The sequence below is a fragment of the Actinoplanes sp. NPDC049599 genome, from assembly GCF_044465625.1.
In the GTDB taxonomy this organism is placed as follows: domain Bacteria; phylum Actinomycetota; class Actinomycetes; order Mycobacteriales; family Micromonosporaceae; genus Actinoplanes.
The window spans coordinates 119,296-137,192 of sequence record NZ_JBITLX010000017.1 but is presented as its reverse complement, the minus strand read 5'-3'; the positions used below and the strand labels follow the sequence as shown (position 1 = coordinate 137,192).

The window sequence follows — 17,897 nt, the reverse complement described above, 5'->3', positions numbered from 1 at the left end:
TGCGGAGTTGCCAGGAGCCGGGAGGAGGGTCGACATGAGTCTTGACGACCGCAAGCTGGAAGTGCTCCGCGCCATCGTCGAGGACTATGTGGCGACCCAGGAGCCGGTGGGCAGCAAGGCCCTGGTCGAGCGGCACCAGCTCGGGGTCTCCCCGGCCACCGTGCGCAACGACATGGCGGTGCTGGAGGAGGAAGGCTACATCCGCCAGCCGCACACCAGCGCCGGCCGGGTGCCCACCGACGCCGGCTACCGGCTCTTCGTCGACCGGCTCTCCCGGGTCAAGGCGCTGAGCCCGGCCGAGCGCCGCGCCATCGAGCGCTTCCTGGCCGGCGCGGTCGACCTGGACGACGTGGTGCACCGCACGGTGCGGCTGCTCGCCCAGCTCACCCGCCAGGTGGCCGTCGTGCAGTATCCCAGCCTCGCCCGCTCCTCGGTGCGCCATCTCGAGCTGGTGCCGATCTCCACCACCCGCCTGATGCTGGTGATGATCGCCGACACCGGCCGGGTCGAGCAGCGCCTGGTGGAGCTGCCCGGGCCGACCGCGACCGACGACGTGCTCGACATGCGCCGCAAGATCAACACCAAGCTCACCGGCGAGAAGCTGGCCGACACCCCGCCGCTGGTGCAGACCCTGGTCGACGAGTGCGCCCCGGAGAAACGCATCACGATGGCGTGCATCGCCTCGGTGCTGCTCGAGACACTGGTCGAGCGCAGTGAGGAACGCCTCGCCCTGGCGGGCACGGCAAACCTCACCCGCGGCGGCGTGCTGGACTTCCAGGGTTCGCTGCGCCCGGTCCTGGAAGCGCTGGAGGAGGAGGTCATCCTGCTCAAGCTCATCGGCGAGGTGGAGCCGAGCACCACCCGGGTCCGGATCGGCGACGAGAACGAAATCGACAACCTGCGGGCGGCGTCCGTGGTCAGTTCGGGTTACGGACCAGGCACGACGATCGTTGGTGGGCTCGGCGTGCTCGGGCCGACCCGGATGGATTACCCCGGCACCATCGCGACGGTGCGTGCCGTGGCACGCTACGTTGGCGATTTGCTGGCACAAAACTGACGGAACCGCTCAGCGCTGGGCAGACATGAGGACTCGAAACCCTGTGGCCAAGGACTATTACGGAATTCTCGGCATCAGCCGGGAAGCCACCGACGACGAGATCAAGCGCGCTTACCGCAAGCTGGCCCGTCAATACCACCCGGACGTCAACCCCGACCCCGAGGCGCACGAGAAGTTCAAGGACATCAACGCCGCGTACGAGGTGCTCTCGGACGACCAGAAGCGGCAGATCGTCGACCTCGGCGGCGACCCGCTGGCCCCGGGCGGCGGCGGTGGCCCGGGCGGTCCGGGCGGCCCCGGCGGCGCCGGCCCGTTCGTCGGTTTCCAGGACATCATGGACGCGTTCTTCGGCACGGCGGCGGGCGGCGGCTCCCGCGGCCCGCGCCCCCGCACCCGTCCCGGCGCCGACGCGATCCTGCGCCTCGAACTCGACCTGGTGGAAACGGCGTTCGGCGTGGAAGCCCCGATCACGGTCGACACGGCGGTGCTCTGCACCCAGTGCTCCGGCGCGGGCACGGCGCCCGGCACCCACCTGGCCACCTGCGAAACCTGCGGCGGCCGCGGCGAGGTCCAGTCGGTCCAGCGCACCTTCCTCGGCCAGGTCGTCTCGTCCCGCCCGTGCCAGGTCTGCCAGGGCCACGGCACGGTCATCCCGCAACCCTGCCCGACCTGCGCCGGCGACGGCCGGATCCGCACCCGCCGCTCGCTGACCGTGAAGATCCCGGCCGGCGTCGAGGACGGCATGCGCATCCGCCTGGCCCAGCAGGGCGAAGTGGGCCCGGGCGGCGGCACAGCCGGCGACCTCTACGTGGAAATCCACGAACGCCCCCACGACGTCTACTCCCGCAAGGGCGACGACCTGCACTGCCGGGTCACCCTGCCGATGACGGCGGCAGCGCTGGGCACCAGGCTGACCATCAAGACGCTGGACAGCGAGGAGAACATCGAGGTCAAACCGGGCACCCAGCCGGCCTCGACGCTGCGCATCCGCGGCAAGGGCGTGCCCCACCTGCGCGGCCAGGGCCGCGGCGAGCTCTTCGTCCACCTGGACGTGAAGACGCCGACCAAGCTGACGCCGGATCAGGAACGGATGCTGCGCGACTTCGCCAAGACACGGGGCGAGGACATCGCGGAGCTGAGCAAGCAGGGCGGGTTCTTCTCGCGGATGCGGGATGCGTTCAACGGGCATTAAAACCTGGATGTCGTGCCTGGTTGCATGGTGCTGACCGTCGCTCCCGCCGATTGCCGGCTGGTTGCATGTTCTATCTGCTGCCTGGTGGTTGCATGGTGGGCTTGGGGGCATCTCTGTCAGGCTTGGTCCCTGCGTGGGTCATCCCCGCCCCCAAGCCCGTTGTGGGCCGGCTTGGTGCTGCTGGCCGAGGCCGGATTCGGGGATCGGGCATGCGGGATCGTCGCTGCGGCTGCATCGCGGGCTGCGCACCACCGCAGCCGTCGTGCCACGGTTGACGTCGTGCCCACGGTTGACGTCGCGCCACGGCTGACCTTGGGGCACGGCTGACCTTGGGGCACGGCTGACCTTGGGGCACGGCCGGCGTCTTGGTGCGGTTGGCGTTGGTCATGGTTGGCCTTGGGTCATGCGCGGTGTCGTGTCATGGCCGATCCTGGGTCTCGCCTGGCGTCGCGGCTGCGTTGGGTTGTGGTCGATCCTGGGTCTCGCCTGGCGTCGGGGCTGCGTTGGGTTGTGGTCGATCTTGGATCGCGCCCGCGGCGCGGCACGGCGGGCGGCGTTGCGTCGTGGCTGAGCTGGGGCTCGGCCGGCGTTACGTTCAGTTTTCTATTGATTTGAGTTGATATGCTCCCTTGCTGAGGTTTGTTCCGTCCCGCTCAGGCTCCCGATTGGGCCCGTCTCGCCTGGACTCGTCTCGCTCGGGTGCCGCCTCCTGGCAGTTGCACCGGGGTGGGTGCCGCTCCGTTGAGGTCTTGGGGTGGCTGAGCTCGTTCTCTCTGGATTTCGGGGTGGCATGGCGTGGACGAATGGTCGCCGGGTTGTTCTCAGTGCTGTGCTCCAGTAGATCTTGGATAGCTAACTCGATTTAGAGTCTTTTGCGTGGTTGGTGTATCGGGCGATGGCAATAGCTCGCCGGAGTGACGTGGGCCGCGCGCCGACCGCTACCGACGCGCAAGATTTAGATCTTGTTGATGTGGTGTGAGCTCCGAACCTTAAGTCCACAAGATCGACAATTCGCTGCCTGCTTCGTGACTTTTACGCCCTTTGTTCCCTTAGGGGTTCTGCGGTGTGAGAATCCTGCTCAATATGTGGGCCGGTGCTGCGGGTTCGGCGGTGGGCAGGCCTACGGCAATGCTTGGCGCGGCCGTTTCGGCGCGGCAGAAGCGTGTCGCCCGTCCGGGGATGGCGATCGATCATCACAATAGCCATGCAAAAGACTCTTTAGCGGAGCCGTGGCGCTCCAAGATCTGCCAATGCCGGGTGTGATGCGGGGTGGGCTTTCTGCCGCTGTCGGAGGGCGCGCGTTGGGCATCGGCATGCAGGATCGCCGCGGTTGCCGCGCGCAGGCTGCGCACAACGGCGGGCTCCGCGCCGCGGTCGGGCCGCAGGACAGCCAGCCTGCATCGCGGTGGGCCTTGTGTGGTGGTCGGCCTTGGGGCGCGGCGGCCTTGGGGTGCGGCGGCGGGTGGCCTTGCGGTGCGGTGGCCTTGCGGTGCGGCGGTGCGGCGGTGCGGCGGTGCGGCGGTGCGGCGGTGCGGCGGTGCGGCGGTGCGGCGGTGCGGAGGTCCGGAGGTCCGGCGGTCCGGCGGTCTTGGGGGAGTGCTTCTTTTCGGTGGGGTGCTGCTGGTTGGGGTGGGGGGCGTGTTGTGGTGGGGACAGGTGATCTCTTGGTTCGGTAGCGTGGGTGGGTGTCTGCGCCTCTTTTCCTTGTTGACGAGTTGCCCGGTGGTAAGCGGTTCACGCTTGCTGGTGCCGAGGGGCACCATGCCGCCACTGTGCAGCGCCTCAAGGTCGGGGAGGATCTTTTGCTTTCCGATGGGCGGGGTGGCACCGCCGTCGCCGAGGTGACCGCCGTGGGGCGGGGCAGTGTTGATGTTGATGTGCTCGGGCGGGAGTTCGCTGCCGCGCCCGATCCTCGGCTTGTGGTGGTGCAGGGCATTGCCAAGGGTGACCGGGGTGAGCTTGCCGTGCAGGCGATGACCGAGATCGGTGTGGACGAGATCGTGCCGTGGGCCGCTTCCCGTTCCGTTGCGCAGTGGCGGGGGGATCGGGGGGTCAAGGCGCGGGAGAAGTGGGTGAGCACCGCCCGGGAGGCCGCCAAGCAGGCCCGGCGGTCCTGGCTTCCCGTTGTCGGCGGCAGTCCCGATGTTTCCACCAAGAAGGTTGCCGGGCTGCTGTCCGGGGCCGCGGCGGCGTTTGTGCTGCATGAGGAGGCCACTGATCGGCTCAGCCGGGCGAAGTTGCCCGACGGGGGTGACATCGTGCTGGTGGTCGGGCCCGAGGGTGGGATCAGCGATCAGGAGCTCGGGTCGTTCGTGGCGGCCGGGGCGCAGCCGATGCGGCTCGGGGATTCGGTGTTGCGGACCTCCACCGCCGGCATGGCGGCGCTTGCCCTGCTGTCGGTGCGGCTGGAGCGATGGTGACGGGTTAGGAAGGTTAGCCTAAGCTTCGGGCATGGTTCTGACGCGGACGCCTGCGCCGGTACGGCCCGTGGCGCCCGCCGCCGGGGTTGCCGCGAGTCAGGCCCGGCGGGGCGTCGGCCTGCTGATCTGCCTCGGTGCGCTGGTGCTGGTGTGCCTGCTCAGCATCGCGCTCGGCACCCGGACCATCGCCCCGGGTGTGGTCTGGGACGCGTTCTTCCACTACGCCGACACCGACGAGCAGTCGATCGTGCGGGACCTGCGGGTGCCGCGTACGGTGCTCGGGTTGCTCGCCGGGGTCGCGTTCGGACTGTCCGGTGCGGTCATCCAGGCGGTCACCCGCAACCCGCTCGCCGACTCCCAGATCCTCGGCATCAACGCCGGCGCCGGGCTGTTCGTGGTCTTCGCGGTCGGGGTGCTCGGGCTCACCAGCCTCGGGCAGTACCTGTGGTTCGGGTTCGCCGGCGTCGCGTTCGCGCTCACCCTGGTCTATCTGCTCGGGTCCGCCGGGCGGGGTGGCGCCACGCCGATCCGGCTGACGCTCGCCGGGGTCGCGCTCGGTGCGGTCATGGACGGCATCTCCGGTGGCATCCGGCTGGTCCGGCCGCGGGCCTTCGACTACCTGCGGTTCTGGGACATCGGGTCGCTGGCCGGGCGGCCGCTGGAGGTGGCGACCACGATCCTGCCGTTTGTGCTGGCGGGCACGCTGCTGGCGCTGGTCGTGGCGCGGTCACTGAACGCCGTTGCGCTCGGTGACGATCTTGCCCGTACCCTCGGCGCCCGGATCGGGCGGACCCGGGTGCTGGCCACCGTCTCGGTCATGCTGCTGGCCGGCGCGGCCACCGCCGCGGTCGGGCCGATCGGGTTCGTCGGGCTGATGGTGCCGCACGTGGTGCGCTGGATCGTCGGGCCGGACCAGCGCTGGATCTTCGGCTACACCGTGGTGTGCGGTCCGGTCCTGCTGCTGCTGGCCGACATCGTCGGGCGGCTCGTGGTGCGGCCGGGCGAGCTGCGGGTCGGCGTGGTCACCGCGTTCCTCGGGGCGCCGGTGCTCATCTGGTGGGTCCGCCGGGCCCGGGTGAGCGGCCTGTGAGCGTCGACTTCGGCCGCAAGGTCGTGGTGGTCCGTCCGCATCGGAGCGTGTCCGGGCGGCTGGCGGTGCGGCCCGCGCTGGTCTGCGGCGTGCTGGTGCTGGCCGCGCTCGCCGCCGGGGTGCTGGCCCTGGGTACGGGCGAGTTCACCCTCACGCCCGCCGAGGTGCTGCGGGCGCTGGCCGGGGAGGGCACCCGGGCCGCCCGGCTGGTGGTCGTCGAGTGGCGGCTGCCGCGGGTGCTGCTCGCGCTGATCATCGGGGTCGCGCTGGGGCTGGCCGGCGCGGTCTTCCAGGCGCTGACCCGCAACCCGCTGGGCAGCCCGGACGTGATCGGGTTCAGCACCGGCGCGTACACCGGGGTGCTGCTGGTGACGGTGCTCGCCGGCAACGGCTACTACCTGGTCGCGGCCGGGGCGCTGGCCGGCGGGCTGGCCACCGCGCTCGCCGTCTACCTGCTCGCCGTCAAGCGCGGCGTGCAGGGCTTCCGGCTGATCATCGTGGGCATCGCGGTCAGCGCCATGCTCGCCTCGGTCAACCAGTGGTTCATCATCAAGGTGGACCTGCAGGCGGCGTTCGCCGCCATGCTCTGGGGGCAGGGCAGCCTCAACGGGCTCGGCTGGGCCCAGGTCACCCCGGTGGCGGTCACGGTGGCGGTCCTCTGCCTGCTTCTCCTTGGGTACGGCCCCCGCCTGGCGATGCTCGAGCTGGGTGAGGACGCGGCGGCGGCTCTCGGCGTACGGGTGGAAGCGACCCGGCTCGCGTACCTGATCATCGGGGTGGCCCTGACCGCGGTCGCGACAGCGGCCGCCGGGCCGATCTCCTTCGTCGCGCTGGCCGCACCGCAGCTCGCCCAGCGGCTCACCCGCACCCCCGGGATCGCGCTGATCCCGTCGGCGGCGATGGGCGCCTGCCTGCTCATGATCAGCGACCTGCTCGCCCAGCGGGCGTTCGCGCCGACCCAGCTGCCGGTCGGCGTCGTGACCGTGTCGGTGGGCGGCATCTATTTCGTCTGGCTGCTGGTCCGCCAGGCGCGACGTTAGGGAGCCCGGATGAGCCTCGCCGCCCGTGACATCACCGTCGGCTACGACAAGAAGGTCATCAGCGAGCACCTCGACCTGGTGGTGCCGGACGGCCGGTTCACCGCGATCATCGGGCCCAACGCCTGCGGCAAGTCCACCCTGCTGCGCGCGCTGGCCCGGCTGCTCAGGCCCGGCGCCGGCGAGGTGCTGCTGGACGGCCGGGACATCCACTCGCGGCCGGCCCGGGAGGTGGCCCGCCGGCTCGGGCTGCTGCCGCAGTCGTCGATCGCGCCGGACGGCATCACCGCCGCCGAGCTGGTCGCGCGCGGCCGGTTCCCGCACCAGCGGCTGATCCGGCAGTGGTCGGCCACCGACGAGGCCGCGGTGCTCGCGGCGATGGCCGCCACCGGGGTGACCGAGCTCTCCGGTGAGCTGGTCGACACCCTCTCCGGCGGGCAGCGGCAGCGGGTCTGGGTGGCCATGGTGCTCGCCCAGCAGACCCCGATCGTGCTGCTGGACGAGCCGACCACGTTCCTCGACATCGCGCACCAGATCGAGCTGCTGGAGCTGTGCGTGCGGCTCAACCGGGAGCAGGGCACGACGATGGTCGCGGTGCTGCACGACCTCAACCAGGCCGCCCGGTACGCCGACCACCTGGTCGTGATGAAGGCCGGCGCGATCGTGGCGCAGGGCGACCCGCGGGAGGTCCTGACGGCCGGGCTGGTCGAGGACGTCTTCGCGCTGGGCTGCCGGATCATCGAGGACCCGGAGACCGGCACCCCGCTGGTGATCCCACGCTCGAAGGTGAGCCAGCGCATAGGTTAGGCTGTCCTTACTTTTCGGCAGACCTGTGGGGAGACGTCGTGTCCAGCAACCCGTTCGACGACGAGAACGGCACCTTCCACGTCCTGGTGAACGACGAGGAGCAGCACTCGCTCTGGCCGTCCTTCAAGGAGGTCCCGGCGGGCTGGCGCAGCGTGTTCGGCCCGGCGTCGCGGCAGGAGGCCGTCGACTACGTGGACGCCAACTGGACCGACCTGCGGCCGAAGTCGCTGCGCGACAGCATGGCCCAGTGAGTTGAGCTCTCCGGGCTCCCGCATCCTGCTGCGCACCGCCACCCGCAACGCCAAACGGCTGTGGACCGGCACCGCCCTGATCGCGGTGCACCAGGTCTGCGAGACGTTCGTGCCGATCCTGATCGGGGTGGTCATCGACCGCGCGGTCACCCCCGGCGACCTGGGCCAGCTGCTGCTCTGGGTGGGCGTGCTGGCCGTGCAGTTCACGCTGCTGACCACGGCGTACCGGTTCGGGGCGCGGCAGCTCATGAAGGCCATCGCCGCCGAGGGGCACCAGCTGCGCCTCGAGGTGTCGGCGAAGATCCTGCACCCGCGCGGGGTGCGTACCGAGCTGCGGGCCGGTGACCTGCTGACGGTGTCCACCAGCGACGCCGACAACACCTCGTACCTGCTGGACTACATCCCGCGGATCGCCGGTGCGGTGGTCGCCACGGTGATCAGCGCGGTGGCGTTGCTGCTGATCTCCGTACCGTTGGGCCTGGTGGTCCTGATCGCCACCCCGCTGGTGCTGGTGCTGCTGCAGATCAGCTCGCCGCTGATCACCAGGCGGGTCGCCGACCAGCAGGAGCAGGCCGGCCGGGCCACCTCGCTCGCCACCGACCTGGTCACCGGGCTGCGGCCGATGCGGGGCATCGGCGCGCAGGACGCGGCGGCCGAGCGCTACCGGGTGGTCAGCCGCCGCTCGCTGGCGGCCACCGTGCGCGCCGCCCGCACCCAGGGCGGCTACCTGGCCGCCTCCACGATCCTGAGCACCCTGCTGGCCTGCGGCATCGCGATCATGGCCGGCTGGTTCGCGCTGACCGGCCGGATCACCGTCGGCCAGTTCATCACGGTTATCGGGCTGGCCCAGTTCCTCATCGAGCCGTTCGGCACGCTCGCCGTGGTGCCCAGCTGGATCGCCGAGGCGCGGGCGTCCGCGGACCGGGTCGCGCTGGTCACCGACGCCGGGCTGGTGCTGCCCGAGGGCGCCGACCGGCCCGCCGAGCACCCGTGTGACCTGCGGCTGTCCGGCGTGCGGCACGGCCCGCTCGACGGGCTCGACCTGCACGTGCGGCCCGGTGAGTTCGTCGGCGTGGTGGCCCGCCGACCGGGCGACGCGGAAGCGCTGGTGCGGCTGCTCAGCGTGCCCGCCGGCTACCAGGGCAGCGTGCTGCTCGGCGGCGCGCCGCTGGAGCAGGTCGAGCGCGCGCACGCGCGCCGGCTGCTGCTGGTCGAGCCGCACCACACCGACCTGTTCACCGGCACCATCGCCGCCAACGTCGCGGTGCACGCCGACGCCGGCATCCCGGCCGAGGTGCTGCGCGCGTCCGCCGCCGACGAGGTGCTCGACACCCAGCCGGACCGGCTGGACGCGCTGGTCGCCGAGCGCGGCGCCAGCCTCTCCGGCGGCCAGCGCCAGCGGATCGCGCTGGCCCGCGCGCTGCTCGCCCGGCCGCCGGTGCTGGTGCTGCACGACCCGACCACCGCCGTCGACGCGGTCACCGAGCACGCCATCGCGCAGGGCATCCGCGCGTTGCGGCACGGCCCGGACGCCGGCTTCGCCACCATCGTCATCACCAGCAGCCCCGCGCTGCTCGCCGCCACCGACCGGATCGTCGTGCTCGGCGACGGCGTGGTCACGGCCGAGGGAGCACACGAGACGCTGGGTGCGAGCGACGAGATCTACCGGCAGTTGGTGCTGCGATGAGTGAGATCCTGCCCATCGCGACCACCCGGCAGACCCGCGCCTGGTTGCGGGCCGAGCTGCGGGGCCGCCGGGCCGAGGTCGCCGGGACGCTGCTGGCCGGCGTGCTCGCCGCCGCGGCGTCGATCGTTCCCGTGTACGCCCTCGGCATGCTGGTCGATCGGGTCCGCGACGGCGCCGGCCCGGGTGCCATCGTGTTGATCTCCGTCGTCATCGTCGCCGCCGCGCTGGTCGGCGGGGGCGCGACCGGGCTGTCCGCGTACCTGATCGGCCGGCTCGGCGCCCGGATGCTCGCCGACCTGCGGGAGAGCACCGTCGCCACCGCCCTGCGGCTGCCCGCCCTGGTGCTGGACCGGGCCGGCCGCGGCGACCTGCTGTCCCGGGTCGGCGCGGACATCGCCGCGATCGGCAAGGCCGTCTCCGACGTGCTGCCGAACGTCATCTCGGCGCTGCTGCTGGGCGTGCTGAGCCTGGTGGCGATGGCCGGGATCGACTGGCGGCTCGGGCTGGCCGGCGCCGTGGCGGTGCCGTTCTACGTGGTCGCGCTGCGCTGGTACCTGCCCCGCTCGGCGCCCCGCTACGCCGCCGAGCGCCGGGCCGTCGCCGAGCGGTCGCAGCTGCTCGTGGAGAGCATGCAGGGGCTGCGGACGGTGCACGCGTACCGGCTGGAGCAGCGGCACCTGGCGGACATCGACGCGGCGTCGGCCAAGGCGCGCGACCTCGACGTCGGCGTGTTCACGCTCTTCACCCGCTTCGTCGGCCGGATCAACCGGGCCGAGTTCTTCGGGCTGGCGGCCATCCTGGTGGCGGGCTTCTGGCTGGTCCGCGACGGATCGGTGACCGTCGGGCAGGCCTCGGCGGCGGCGCTGCTGTTCCACCGGCTGTTCAACCCGGTGTCGACGCTGCTGTTCACCTTCGACGAGATCCAGGCGGCCGGCGCGAGCCTGTCCCGGCTGGTCGGGGTCGAGACGATGACGGTGGAACAGCGCGGCGCGGGCCGGCCGCCGGCGGACGCGGCGCTGACCCTGGACGACGTCCGGTTCAGCTACGACGGCCGGACGCCGGTGCTGCGCGGGGTGAGCCTGCGGCTGGCGCCGGGGGAGCGGGTGGCGCTGGTCGGCTCCACCGGCGCGGGCAAGACCACGGTGGCCTCCATCGCCGCCGGTGTGCTGCGACCCGACGACGGGGTGGCGCGGGTCGGCGGGGTGCCGGTGCCGGAGCTGCCGGCCGGGACCGTGACGATCATCAGCCAGGAGACGCACGTCTTCGCCGGCCCGCTGATCGAGGACCTGCGGCTGGCCCGGCCGGGCGCGAGCCTCGACGAGGTCACCGCGGCGCTGGCGACCGTGGGCGCGCTGGACTGGGCGCTGGCGCTGCCCGAGGGCCTGGACACGCTGGTCGGCGACGGCAGCCATGAGCTGACGGCCGCGCAGGCGCAGCAGCTGGCGCTGGCCCGGCTGGTGCTGCTGGACCCGCCGGTGGCCGTGCTGGACGAGGCGACGGCCGAGGCCGGCAGCGCGGGGGCGCGGGCGCTGGAGGAGGCCGCGGCGGCGGCGACCCGGGGACGGACGGTGCTGATCGTGGCGCACCGGCTCACCCAGGCGGCGGCCGCCGACCGGATCATCGTGCTGGAGCACGGCGAGATCGTGGAGTCCGGACCGCACGCGGACCTGGTCGCCGCGGGGGGCCGGTACGCGCAGCTCTGGTCGGCCTGGGCGACCCGCGGCGCGGACCAGGGGCGGGTGACCGTACCGGCGGAGTAGGGGTGGCCCGGTGGTCGCGGCGGGCGGTCCGGACGAGCGTGGACGCATGGTCATCGCCCTCGGGAAACGTGCCGTCTACTGTGTCGCGCTGCTGCCGCTGGCGCTCGGGTCGCTGCTCGCGGTGTTTGCCGGCCGGTCGCCGGTCGCCGTCCGCTGGTGGTCGCGGCTACGGTCCGGGCTGCTCGGCGGCACCGCCCCGGCTCCGGTGCCGCCGCCGGGGCCGTTGGTGGTGGCCGGCCACGCCCTGCTGACCGTGCTGCTCGGGCTCACCGCGCTGATTCCGCTCGGCCTGATCCTGGCGTTCGTGGTCCGCGGGGTCTGCTACGGCCTGGTGGACCCCGGGCCGTACGACCACTCGTGGGGCGGGCCGAGCCGGGCCGGTGCGTGGGCGGCGCACTTCCTGATCGGCCTGCCGATAGCGGTGGTGGCGTTGCTGCTACTGGCCGGCCTCGCCGCCGTGCACGACCGGCTGTCGGGATTGCTCGCCGGTCGGCGGCCCGCCCGCTGGGTGCTGCCGGTGTCGCTGACGGCGCCGTTGCCCGCGGTGCTGTTCTTCGTCGCCTGGCTGCACCAGCTCTGAACCGGCGGACCGGACCCTGCCTCGTCCACCTACAATCGAACGCACATTCTCGCCGGTCAGGAGTTGGGCATCGGATGCTGACGCTGGGTGACCTGGAGCGTGTCGCGCCGGCGCTGCTGCCTCATCGGTCGGCAACCGCGCGGCCCGTCGACTGGCAGGTGCTGCGGACCGACCTGGGGATCACGTTCCCGGCGGACTACCGCGAGTACGTGGATCATTATCCGGCGCTGTCGTACGACGACTTCATGATGATCGTGGTGCCCGAACCGGGTGACGAGAGTGGTTACCTCCGGGGAGCGTTCGAGACACTCGGGATGATGGCCCGCCTGGCCGAGCGCGACATGACGGAGAACTACACGTTCCATCCCCACCCGGGTGGGCTGTTCCCCTGGGGCGAATCCAACGAGGGCGACCTCTTCTTCTGGCGCCTGGACGGCCCGGACCCCGACCGGTGGCCGGCCGTCGTCCACACCTCGAACGGCGACTGGTGGGAACACGAGGGTGGCCTGGTGTCGCTGATGGTGGGCCTCATCGACGGCTCGGTCGAGCACCGGGGCCTGCCGCCCGAGCCGGGACCGGACCCGACAGTCGATCTGATGGTGTCCGCTACCGACAGTCAGGGATGACCGTACGCCCCTTCGGCATCGGGCAGCGAGACCTGGACCCGCAGGCCGTCGTGGCCGGTGGAGGACGCCGCGATGAAACCGTCGTGCGCGCGGGTGATCGAGCGCGTGATCGCCAGGCCCAGCCCGGCGCCGCCGCCGTGGTGGATGCGGGCGCCGGAGAGCCGGCGGAACGGCTCGAAGAGGGCCGGCACCGCGTCGGGCGGCACGTCGTCGCCGGTGTTCGTGACGATCAGGGCGGGGTCGGCGTCGACCCGCACGTCGATCGTGCCGTCCGGCCGGTTGTACCGCACCGCGTTCTGCACCAGGTTGCTGACCAGGCGTTCCAGCAGCACCCGCTCGCCCAGGACGAGGCGCGGGCGCAGGGTGCTGGTGATGGTGATCCCGGCCTCGGTGGCCCGGGCGCGGTGGGCGTCGAGCACCTCCGCGACGATGTGGTCGAGCCGCAGCGGGGTGCGCGCCAGCAGGCCGCGGTCGCTCTCGGCGAGCACCAGCAGGCCCTCGATCAGCCGTTCGTTGCGTTCGTTGGTCTCCAGCAGCTGGGCGGTGAGCAGCGCGAGCTGGTCCTCGGTGCGGGCGCCGGCCAGGCCGACCTCGATCAGCGTGCGCTGGACCGCGAGCGGCGTGCGCAGCTCGTGCGAGGCGTCGGCGGCGAACCGGCGCTGGGCCTCGTAGCCCACCGCGATGCGGTCCATCATGTCGTCGATCGTGCGGCCGAGCAGGGCCAGCTCGTCCCCGCCGGCGCCGGGCCGCAGCCGGTGGCCCAGGTTCTGCGGGCCGACGTTCGCGATCACCGGGACCAGGTCCCGGACCGGGCGCAGGCACCACCGTACGGCGAACGGACACACCGCCAGGAAGGCCAGGAGCACCGGTGTCAGGGTGAGGACGGTCACGATGCTGGGGCGCCGATAGATCTGGACGCAGAGGGACGAGGCGTCGGCGCCCGGCGCCCGCAGCATCTCCACGTGGCACCAGGACGGCCCGAGCTCCCGCCACAGCGTGAGCAGATAGCCGGCGAGGGTGGGTGCCACCTGCGCCGCGACGAGCAGGATCGCGCAGAGCAGGAGAATCCGCCGGGCCGGCGAGGGTGTGCTCATGGCCCGAGCCGGTAGCCGACCCGGGGCACGGTGTGGATCACCGGCGGGTCGCCCAGCTTGCGCCGCAGGGTCATGACCGTGGTGCGGACGGTGTTGGTGAACGGGTCGGCGTGCTCGTCCCACGCCTGTTCCAGCAGGTCCTCGGCGCTGGTCACGCGGCCGTCGGCGCGCATCAGCACGTGCAGGACCGCGTACTCCTTCGGCGAGAGCGACAGCGCCAGCCCGTCGCGGGCGGCGGTGTGCCGGGTCACGTCCAGCACGATGCCGGCCTGTTCCAGCACCGGGGGCAGCGCCGGCGTCGAACGCCGGGACAGCGCCTGCAGGCGCGCGACCAGCTCGGCGAACGCGAACGGCTTGGTCAGGTAGTCGTCGGCGCCGAGGCCGAGCCCCTCGACGCGGTCGCGGATCCCGGCGGCGGCGGTCAGCAGCAGCACCCGGGTGCCGAGCCCGGCGGCGGTGATCTGCCGGCACACCTCGTCGCCGGTGCTGCCGGGCATGTCCCGGTCGAGCACGGCCACGTCGTAGCGGTTGACGCTCAGCTTCTCCCAGGCGGTGTCGCCGTCGTAGACCACGTCGACGGCCATGGACAACCGCCGCAGCCCCTCGGCCACCATGTCGGCCAGCACCCGCTCGTCGTCCGCGACCAGCACCCGCACCGTCGCGCCCTCCTCGCCTCCACGCTCGCCCCGCCAGGCTGGCACAGTACCGATAAAGGATCCGTAAGGACGGCGCCGACGTCGCCCGGACGGGCTCCCGCGCAGCATGGCCCGCCATGAGCCCTCTGCGTCGAAGCCTCGCCACCGTGCTGCTGGCCGGGGCGCTGGCCGTCGCGCCGGTGAGCGCCCGGCCGGCCGCCGCCATCGCGTACGGCGAGGACGTCCGGACCGGCGCCTACCGGTTCTCGGTGCTGCTGACCATGACCGGGCTGCCCGCCGCCGGCGGCGGTACCCGCGACAGCTCGTGCTCCGGCGCCCTGGTCGCACCCCGCTGGGTGATCACCGCGGGGCACTGCTTCCGCGCCGCCGACGGCCGCCGGGTGAGCCGGCCGGTGGCGGCCCGCACCGTCGCCACCGTCGGGCGCGCGGATCTGCGCAGCCGGGCGGGCCACCAGGCCGAGGTCGTCGCCGTGCGGCAGGCGGAGACCGCCGACGTGGCGCTGGCCGAGCTCGACACCGCGGTCACCGACATCACGCCGGTGCGGATCGGCACCACGCCGCCCGCGACCGGCGAGGTCGTCCGGCTGACCGGCTACGGGCTGACCGCCGATGACGGGTCCGCGCCGCCGCGCCGGCTGCAGACGGGGCAGTTCGTCGTCGGCCACGCCACCGACTCGCTCATCGAGACCATCGGCAGAGCGCCGCGGCCGGACACCAGCCCGTGCCCGCACGACTCCGGCGGGCCGTACTTCCGGGAGCGCCGGGACGGCACGGCGGTGCTGGTCGCCGTGGTCAGCACCGGGCCGGGATGTCCGCACCGGGGTCCGGACCTCAGCGCCCGCACCGACAACCTCGCCGACTGGATCGCCGCCACGACCGGCGGGCCGGATCACCACCGGATCGGCTACGGCGCGATCGTCTTCGCGGCGCTGGCGGCGGTGTTGCTGCCGGCCCTGCTCATCCGGCTGCGCCGTCGATGACGCTAGTCCGCCAGGCCGGCGACGATGCGGTCGATCACGTCGGGCAGGTCGTCCGGGCGGGTGGCGACGGTCTCGAGTTCCCAGAAGACCGACAGGTACTCGAGGGTCTCGTGCTCCATGTCGCGGGTCGTCTTGCCGCCGGCCAGGTCGTCGATGTACAGCACAAAGTCCTCGTCCACGAACTCGAGGATCTGGAACGGCCCGCGAATTCCGGAGTGGGCACCCAGCTGCAGCGGGAGCATCTGCACGGACAGCCGCGGCACGTCGGCGAGCCGCTTCAGCTGCTCCAGCTGGCGGCGCATCACCTCGCGACCGCCGACGGGGCGGAGCAGGGCCGCCTCGTCGATCAGGAAGTAGAGGTGCGGGCGGTCGTCCCGCACGAGCAGGGCCTGCTGGTCGAGCCGGGCCGAGACGCGGCTCTCGATGTCCTCCTCGGACAGGCCGGGCGTGCTGTAGGCCCGGATGACCTCGCGCGCGTACGACTCGGTCTGCAGCAGACCGGGAATCAGCAGCGTCTCCAGCTGGCGGACCCGCACGGCCGAGCTCCGCAGGTTCCAGAACTTGATCGTGCTCGGGGGAACCGCCTGGTAGGCCGCGGTCGGAAGGTGCCGCGAGGTCTCGGCCAGCCGGAAGAGCTGCTCGACGTGGCCGCGGTCGTGCACGCCGTAGGCGTCCAGCAGGGTCGTGAGGTCGGTCGGCACGATGCCGACGACCCCGTTCTCGATGTGCAGGAGCTTGTTCGGTGCCCAATTGAGGGTGGCGCCCGCGTCGTGGTGCGACCACCCTCTCGCCTCGCGCAGCCTGCGGAGTTCCCTTCGCAGCGTGCGGCGTGACGCCGCGGGGTCCGGGTTGTCAGGCATGCTCAGCCCCCTCGGCAGCGCCGTGATGAGTTTCGCGCGTCGTTGCGTCGAGACAAGTTTTACATGGATGTCATGCGCCGGGTCGTCGCGGAGAAAGCGCAGCTCGCCACGGAGCTGATGACCTTTACGGCACGAGGTGGCGGGAGAGCGCCAGGCCGAGGATCAGCAGAGCGACGATCATGAGCAGCACGGCCGCGCCAGCGGCGGCGGCCGCCACCAGCAATTCCTGAATCGGCTGGACGGCGCGGCGCAATGCGGCCAGGCCCAGCACGAGAAGGATCACGGCGAGGACGGTCAGAAAGCCCGGATCGAGCACGGTGGCGCCATTGCCTGGCTGTGCGAACAGGGAAGCGAGGAATACCCTTTCCATGCTGGTCCTCCGCGGGCAGTGGTGGGCCGGGTGGGTCGGGCTCCCGGTTGCCGCCGGGAGCCCGATCACTTGATCGGGTGACGCCGCGGGCCTACCGCCGTAGCATCGTCCGATGAGTCCAGAATGCGCCCTGCCATGCGGCTTGGCAACTTGCCACGGGGCATGGCAAGCACTATGGTCAGCCGGTGCTCGGCAACGTCCGGACTCTTGACACCGCAACGCCCGATGTTGTAAGGGGGCCGCACCATGGCGAGGGCGCCTTACATACCCAGGACGCAGCACCGGCTCCTGGTGGCGAGGCTCAAGCAACTCCGGCTGGAGCGGGGTCTCACGCCGACGCAGCTGGCCGCCGCGAGCCGGATCAATCTGACCCAGATCAGCCGGCTCGAATCGTTGGAACGGCCCCCGGTGGCCTCGCAGGTCCTGGCCCTGTGCCACTTCTACGGCCTGGGGCAGCAGACCACCGCGGAGTTCATGAAGCTGGCCGAGCCGGTCCGGGGGGACAACAACGACTGGTCGCGGCACGACCTCGAGACCGGGACCGCCAAGTACCTCACGTTCGAGGGCGACGCCACGAGCGTCTCGACCTTCCAGGCGATGCTGGTTCCCGGCCTGTTGCAGGCGGAGCTGTACGCCCGGGCGGTGGTCAGTTCGTTGCGCCCGTACTTCAGCGACGAGCAGATCGAGGAAACGGTGCGGGCCCGGCTCGAACGCCGCAAGAATCTGCTGGCTCCGCGCTCGCTGGAATTTCACGCCGTCCTCGACGAGTCGGTGCTGCTGCGCGCCCTCGGCGGTGCCGAGGCGATGCGTGAGCAGCTCACCGACCTGCTGGAAGCCACCCGGCTGCCGAACGTCACCGTGCAGATCCTGCCGCTCAGTGTCGGCCCGAACCCCGGCCTCAACGGCAGCTTCAGCCTATTCTCGTTCGGCGCCGAACTTGACGAGTTCGCCTACGTCGAGGACCAGATCGGCCAGACGTTCGAGGCCGATCCCCTCGCCGTGAAGCGGTGCCGGACGGCATTCGAAACGCTGGCGAAGCAGGCCCTCGCGCCGCGGAGCTCGAACGCCGTGATCCGGCGCCGTATCCAAGCCCTCGACCAGACAGCTCATCGCGATTAGGGAGATTTACATGGACCATTCAGCAACGGGCAACAAGGGCACGTGGCGTATCTCCACCCGGAGCGGTGGTGGCGACTGCGTGGAGGTTGCTTTCGTTGACGGTTCCGTCGCGTTCCGCCATTCCCGCCGGCCCGACGCGGAAACCATTGTGTATTCGATCTCTGAATGGCAGGCGTTCGTCGAAGGGATCAAGGGCGGAGAGTTCGATGACCTCGTCGACATGAGATGAGACCGGGCGGTTCCCGGCCCACCGTGGCCCGCTGGGCCGGGAACAGGCACCTAGAAGGTTAGGCTAACCTAATCCCGCGTCG

18 protein-coding genes are annotated in these 17,897 nt (G+C 71.7%); 14 read left to right on the top strand and 4 right to left on the bottom strand.

Annotated elements, in window-relative coordinates:
• Positions 1 to 34: 34 nt before the first annotated feature.
• From hrcA to ACIBQZ_RS27155, 11 genes are all read left to right on the top strand, one after another.
• On the top strand, positions 35 to 1,057 hold the full coding sequence (gene hrcA / locus ACIBQZ_RS27205; protein WP_396091615.1) for a heat-inducible transcriptional repressor HrcA: 1,023 nt from the start codon (positions 35 to 37) through the stop codon (positions 1,055 to 1,057).
• Between the two features lie 43 nt (positions 1,058 to 1,100).
• The gene (gene dnaJ / locus ACIBQZ_RS27200; protein WP_396091614.1) at positions 1,101 to 2,249 is read left to right on the top strand and encodes a molecular chaperone DnaJ; all 1,149 of its coding nucleotides are present in this window, start codon (positions 1,101 to 1,103) and stop codon (positions 2,247 to 2,249) included.
• 1,685 nt (positions 2,250 to 3,934) lie between these two features.
• Positions 3,935 to 4,669: a 16S rRNA (uracil(1498)-N(3))-methyltransferase gene (locus tag ACIBQZ_RS27195; protein WP_396091613.1), complete on the top strand. Its 735-nt coding sequence runs from the start codon at positions 3,935 to 3,937 to the stop codon at positions 4,667 to 4,669.
• Positions 4,670 to 4,700: 31 nt separating this feature from the next.
• Positions 4,701 to 5,759 (top strand): iron chelate uptake ABC transporter family permease subunit, encoded by a 1,059-nt coding sequence (locus tag ACIBQZ_RS27190; RefSeq protein ID WP_396091612.1) that lies wholly within the window; start codon positions 4,701 to 4,703, stop codon positions 5,757 to 5,759.
• Positions 5,756 to 6,799, top strand: a complete 1,044-nt coding sequence (locus tag ACIBQZ_RS27185) for a FecCD family ABC transporter permease (RefSeq protein WP_396091611.1) — start codon at positions 5,756 to 5,758, stop codon at positions 6,797 to 6,799. The genes ACIBQZ_RS27190 and ACIBQZ_RS27185 overlap by 4 nt, the downstream gene beginning before the upstream one ends.
• A 9-nt stretch (positions 6,800 to 6,808) precedes the next feature.
• A complete protein-coding gene (locus ACIBQZ_RS27180) occupies positions 6,809 to 7,603 on the top strand; it encodes an ABC transporter ATP-binding protein (protein WP_396091610.1) in 795 nt (264 codons plus the stop codon).
• A 38-nt stretch (positions 7,604 to 7,641) separates the two neighbouring features.
• Complete coding sequence (locus ACIBQZ_RS27175; protein ID WP_396091609.1) at positions 7,642 to 7,854, top strand: MbtH family protein; 213 nt, start codon at positions 7,642 to 7,644, stop codon at positions 7,852 to 7,854.
• A gap of 1 nt (position 7,855) precedes the next feature.
• Entirely contained in the window at positions 7,856 to 9,541 is a 1,686-nt protein-coding gene (locus tag ACIBQZ_RS27170; RefSeq protein ID WP_396091608.1) for an ABC transporter ATP-binding protein, read from the top strand.
• Positions 9,538 to 11,301: an ABC transporter ATP-binding protein gene (locus tag ACIBQZ_RS27165; protein ID WP_396091607.1), complete on the top strand. Its 1,764-nt coding sequence runs from the start codon at positions 9,538 to 9,540 to the stop codon at positions 11,299 to 11,301. The genes ACIBQZ_RS27170 and ACIBQZ_RS27165 overlap by 4 nt, the downstream gene beginning before the upstream one ends.
• A gap of 46 nt (positions 11,302 to 11,347) precedes the next feature.
• A complete protein-coding gene (locus ACIBQZ_RS27160; RefSeq protein ID WP_396091606.1) occupies positions 11,348 to 11,881 on the top strand; it encodes a hypothetical protein in 534 nt (177 codons plus the stop codon).
• 74 nt (positions 11,882 to 11,955) lie between these two features.
• On the top strand, positions 11,956 to 12,507 hold the full coding sequence (locus ACIBQZ_RS27155; protein WP_396091605.1) for a hypothetical protein: 552 nt from the start codon (positions 11,956 to 11,958) through the stop codon (positions 12,505 to 12,507).
• On the opposite strand, the gene ACIBQZ_RS27150 is transcribed toward ACIBQZ_RS27155, so the two are convergent.
• Positions 12,498 to 13,601: an ATP-binding protein gene (locus ACIBQZ_RS27150; RefSeq protein WP_396091604.1), complete on the bottom strand. Its 1,104-nt coding sequence runs from the start codon at positions 13,599 to 13,601 to the stop codon at positions 12,498 to 12,500. The two genes, ACIBQZ_RS27155 and ACIBQZ_RS27150, sit on opposite strands and share 10 nt — an antisense overlap.
• Positions 13,598 to 14,257, bottom strand: a complete 660-nt coding sequence (locus tag ACIBQZ_RS27145; RefSeq protein ID WP_396091668.1) for a response regulator transcription factor — start codon at positions 14,255 to 14,257, stop codon at positions 13,598 to 13,600. Before ACIBQZ_RS27145 ends, ACIBQZ_RS27150 begins: the two co-directional genes overlap by 4 nt.
• A gap of 116 nt (positions 14,258 to 14,373) precedes the next feature.
• On the opposite strand from ACIBQZ_RS27145, the gene ACIBQZ_RS27140 reads away from it, so the two are divergent.
• A complete protein-coding gene (locus tag ACIBQZ_RS27140; RefSeq protein ID WP_396091603.1) occupies positions 14,374 to 15,237 on the top strand; it encodes a S1 family peptidase in 864 nt (287 codons plus the stop codon).
• Between the two features lie 2 nt (positions 15,238 to 15,239).
• Here the strand turns inward: ACIBQZ_RS27140 and ACIBQZ_RS27135 are convergent, their stop codons facing one another.
• Together ACIBQZ_RS27135 and ACIBQZ_RS27130 are read right to left on the bottom strand one after the other, a co-directional pair.
• Complete coding sequence (locus tag ACIBQZ_RS27135) at positions 15,240 to 16,097, bottom strand: DUF5753 domain-containing protein (RefSeq protein ID WP_396091602.1); 858 nt, start codon at positions 16,095 to 16,097, stop codon at positions 15,240 to 15,242.
• Between the two features lie 124 nt (positions 16,098 to 16,221).
• The gene (locus ACIBQZ_RS27130; protein WP_396091601.1) at positions 16,222 to 16,467 is read right to left on the bottom strand and encodes a hypothetical protein; all 246 of its coding nucleotides are present in this window, start codon (positions 16,465 to 16,467) and stop codon (positions 16,222 to 16,224) included.
• A gap of 291 nt (positions 16,468 to 16,758) precedes the next feature.
• Between ACIBQZ_RS27130 and ACIBQZ_RS27125 the strand changes: the two genes are divergently transcribed.
• Positions 16,759 to 17,586, top strand: a complete 828-nt coding sequence (locus ACIBQZ_RS27125) for a helix-turn-helix transcriptional regulator (RefSeq protein ID WP_396091600.1) — start codon at positions 16,759 to 16,761, stop codon at positions 17,584 to 17,586.
• 10 nt (positions 17,587 to 17,596) lie between these two features.
• Positions 17,597 to 17,815: a DUF397 domain-containing protein gene (locus ACIBQZ_RS27120; RefSeq protein ID WP_396091599.1), complete on the top strand. Its 219-nt coding sequence runs from the start codon at positions 17,597 to 17,599 to the stop codon at positions 17,813 to 17,815.
• Positions 17,816 to 17,897: the final 82 nt, after the last annotated feature.

Bases quoted from the DNA above. Each gene is read 5' to 3' on its own strand.
- hrcA (WP_396091615.1), top strand. From the start codon at position 35: ATGAGTCTTGACGACCGCAAGCTGGAAGTGCTCCGCGCCATCGTCGAG.
- ACIBQZ_RS27190 (WP_396091612.1), top strand. From the start codon at position 4,701: ATGGTTCTGACGCGGACGCCTGCGCCGGTACGGCCCGTGGCGCCCGCC.
- ACIBQZ_RS27180 (WP_396091610.1), top strand. From the start codon at position 6,809: ATGAGCCTCGCCGCCCGTGACATCACCGTCGGCTACGACAAGAAGGTC.
- ACIBQZ_RS27165 (WP_396091607.1), top strand. From the start codon at position 9,538: ATGAGTGAGATCCTGCCCATCGCGACCACCCGGCAGACCCGCGCCTGG.
- ACIBQZ_RS27160 (WP_396091606.1), top strand. From the start codon at position 11,348: ATGGTCATCGCCCTCGGGAAACGTGCCGTCTACTGTGTCGCGCTGCTG.
- ACIBQZ_RS27155 (WP_396091605.1), top strand. From the start codon at position 11,956: ATGCTGACGCTGGGTGACCTGGAGCGTGTCGCGCCGGCGCTGCTGCCT.
- ACIBQZ_RS27150 (WP_396091604.1), bottom strand. From the start codon at position 13,601: ATGAGCACACCCTCGCCGGCCCGGCGGATTCTCCTGCTCTGCGCGATC.
- ACIBQZ_RS27140 (WP_396091603.1), top strand. From the start codon at position 14,374: ATGAGCCCTCTGCGTCGAAGCCTCGCCACCGTGCTGCTGGCCGGGGCG.
- ACIBQZ_RS27135 (WP_396091602.1), bottom strand. From the start codon at position 16,097: ATGCCTGACAACCCGGACCCCGCGGCGTCACGCCGCACGCTGCGAAGG.
- ACIBQZ_RS27130 (WP_396091601.1), bottom strand. From the start codon at position 16,467: ATGGAAAGGGTATTCCTCGCTTCCCTGTTCGCACAGCCAGGCAATGGC.
- ACIBQZ_RS27120 (WP_396091599.1), top strand. From the start codon at position 17,597: ATGGACCATTCAGCAACGGGCAACAAGGGCACGTGGCGTATCTCCACC.